Origin of the sequence: Castellaniella denitrificans (genome assembly GCF_042653765.1) — a bacterium.
Taxonomy (GTDB): Bacteria; Pseudomonadota; Gammaproteobacteria; order Burkholderiales; family Burkholderiaceae_B; genus Castellaniella; species Castellaniella denitrificans.
On record NZ_JBHSEZ010000024.1, the window covers coordinates 1 to 527 of the forward strand.

The window sequence follows — 527 nt, forward strand, 5'->3', positions numbered from 1 at the left end:
GGTCGACGGTATGGATCACATCCTTGGGATCGGTATGCCACTTCACGGAAATCTGCTCGTCCACCGAGAACTGGCTGGAGGTATCGCCGGCGCCGATGACAATGTGGTCGATACTCTTGCCGCCCGAGGCCTGGATCGTGACATCCTGGGTTCCGGAATCGCCGTTTGAACCATCCCACCAGGATCGCGCTGCCGCGGTCACATCCACGTCTTCATGCGAACCATCGGTATAGAACACGGTGATGTGAGCCGTATCTTCGGCACCCCTGGAGGAGAGGAGGCCATCCGCCTCGCGGTCCCCAAACTGATTCAGGGTCAGGGCCACCTCGGTGATATGCCGGCCATCGGCCGCATTGGCGCTGAAGTCCAGCACCAGCTTTTCCCCAAAGCTGCCATCGGACCTGCTGTTGTTGTTACCGGGACCATAGGTATTGTTCTGGATGTACCGGTCATCCGAACCAGAACTGTTCCAGTTCGGATTGTCGACACTGATGCCCCGGTTGGAGCTGTCACTGACCACTACATTC

General features: G+C 58.3%; 1 protein-coding gene. It reads right to left on the reverse strand.

What is annotated here, in order from left to right; translation table 11 throughout:
- Positions 1-527: hypothetical protein (locus ACFO27_RS12150; RefSeq protein WP_376817559.1), on the reverse strand; the 527-nt coding region annotated here is incomplete at both ends.